General features: G+C 64.7%; 4 protein-coding genes. All 4 read left to right on the top strand.

The window, feature by feature from the left end; all coding sequences use genetic code 11:
* Window positions 1-321: hypothetical protein (locus I6F10_RS19860; protein WP_197099298.1), on the top strand; the 321-nt coding region annotated here is incomplete at its 5' end.
* Between the two features lie 164 nt (window positions 322-485).
* Window positions 486-770 (top strand): hypothetical protein, encoded by a 285-nt coding sequence (locus I6F10_RS19855; protein WP_147273794.1) that lies wholly within the window; start codon window positions 486-488, stop codon window positions 768-770.
* Between the two features lie 107 nt (window positions 771-877).
* A complete protein-coding gene (locus I6F10_RS19850) occupies window positions 878-1,132 on the top strand; it encodes a hypothetical protein (RefSeq protein ID WP_114488604.1) in 255 nt (84 codons plus the stop codon).
* Window positions 1,129-2,157, top strand: a 1,029-nt coding sequence (locus I6F10_RS19845; RefSeq protein WP_197099297.1) for a PriCT-2 domain-containing protein, incomplete at its 3' end; no start/stop codon positions are given. The genes I6F10_RS19850 and I6F10_RS19845, both read left to right, overlap by 4 nt.

Raw genomic sequence — 2,157 nt, 5'->3', positions numbered from 1 at the left:
TGGTCGCACCCGGAAGAGGGTGATCCGAACAGCCGGGAGGCCCTGTTCTGGCGCGAAGCGAACGGCCAGTACGGCGTCCGGCAGATCGAGGCAGCATGGCGGGGGTGGTTGATGCGGGAGGCGGCCGAGGGTTGGGTAGAACCCGGCGGTTTCGGTCTCGGCACTACGGTGGACATCATGCTGACCGACGGCAGCGTGCTGTGCGGCTGCATCCCGCAGATGGACGGTGACCTCTGGTGGCACGGGGCCGACACGGGCGCGAAGTTCATCGACCCGGTGTACACCAGCATCCTGAAGTGTCGAGTGTCGCAAAACGTTTAGTGTTTTTGCGCAAACGCGATATACTGCACGCCGCCAGCCAGAATTCCCCGTCACCCGCAGAGCCGCACGGTGGGGGCCTGACACCCCCATTTTTGCGGATGGGGTACAGGCTGGCGCTCCGTCAGGTCTCCACCATGCGGCGCCTTGCAGAAAGGTCGCCAGCCTTGTTCTCTCCTACCAAATTCCCCTGTACCGCCTGGTACGTCACCGCTTCGCTGAACGTGAAGCAGTTGTCTGTCTGCGGTGTCTATCCTGGCTCCATCAAGGGATACTTCAACTGCGACAAACCGTCGCTCCTGCACCAGGGGGGCCTGTTCGCCACGCGCGATGAGGCCATTGCCGAGGCCGAGCGCAAGCTGGAAAAGATGCACGACGCCTACGTGCGCGCGGGCCAGCGCTGGACGAAGGCGCGTGAAACCGTCTCCAAGCTGAAGGGCGGTGCGGCATGAACATCGAACAGGTCGCAATCTTCATCAGGGTCGATGGGCGAACCACTCTTGCACCAATCGACCCGNAAGGCGCGTGAAACCGTCTCCAAGCTGAAGGGCGGTGCGGCATGAACATCGAACAGGTCGCAATCTTCATCAGGGTCGATGGGCGAACCACTCTTGCACCAATCGACCCGAACATGGCTGAGGCTTTCGTGGGGATGCTCAGTGCGTTCCAGACCGGGACGCCCAAAGAAACGAAGCTGGTTGTACTGCCAAAACACACTGTAAAACAACTGGGCGCCATGACCGCAGCGCTTGCTCGTGAGATCGCCTTGCGCCAGCAGAGCAAGCAGAAGAAAGCCGAAAGCCCCCAAGGATGACCGACCATTTTCGCAACCATGGCCGGGCGCTGCTCGCCAACGGCTACCTGATCGTCCCCATCCGCAAGGGCGAAAAACGCCCAGCAATCTCTGGCTGGCAAAAGGCCCGCCTCGGCATGGAGGACCTGACCCGCTACCCTGACCACGGGGTGGGTGTGCTCTGCGGCCAGGGGGCGCACCCCATCGTCGGCGTGGACATCGACGTGAGCCACCCGGTCATCGGCCCTGCGCTCATCGCCTGGTGCCGCCGCAACCTCGGTGATGGGGCCGAGCGTGTGGGGGCCGCGCCGCGCATCCTGCTGGCCTACCGCGCAGACAGCGCCGGCTGGGCCAAGGGCGCCTCGGTGCAGTTCTTCGACCCCACGGACCCCACCAAGCCGTCCGGCAAGGACAACCACCAGCAGGTGGAAATCCTGGGCCTGGGCCAGCAGTTCGTAGCCTACCACGAGCACCCGGACACCGGCCGCGACTACCAGTGGGTGGACCTGATGGGAGGGCTGGAGTCGCTGCGCGCCTCTGACCTGCCTGTCGTGACCGAGAAGCATGTCGCTGCGCTGCTGGCCGAGGTGAGCCGCCTGGTGCGCACCACCCCCGGTGTGACGGTGGTGGGCTCGGCCGAGTCGCCTGCCATGCGCAGCTCCAGCGACGCCGATGACCTGATGAGCTTGGTGGCCCGTGTGGGCATGTCCTTCGCCGAGGTTGAGCGCTGGATGTCGCACCTGGAGAACGACGGCGACTCCTACGACCACTGGGCACACGTCGGCATGTCCCTGCACCACGAGTTCGCAGGCACCGAGCATGAGTCCGACGCGCTGGCGCTGTGGAAGGAGTACGGAGCACGCTCCAGCAAGGACGACCCCAAGCAGTACGACTACAAGTGGCGCTCGTTCGGCGGGGGCAGCGGTGCGCCCACCACGCTGCGCTGGTTGCTGAAAATCTGCGGGCAGGCCAAGCGCGAGAAGGACCACGAAGGGCGCCGCGCCGCGCTGGACGAAGCCAAGGAACTGATCCAGTCGCAGACCGAC

The sequence above is a fragment of the Pseudoalteromonas sp. SWYJZ98 genome, from assembly GCF_015864495.1.
GTDB lineage: Bacteria > Pseudomonadota > Gammaproteobacteria > Enterobacterales > Alteromonadaceae > Pseudoalteromonas > Pseudoalteromonas distincta.
This window is presented reverse-complemented; position numbering and strand designations above follow the sequence as displayed.

Coding starts and splice junctions, on each gene's coding strand:
- I6F10_RS19850 (WP_114488604.1), top strand. CDS start 878: ATGAACATCGAACAGGTCGCAATCTTCATCAGGGTCGATGGGCGAACC.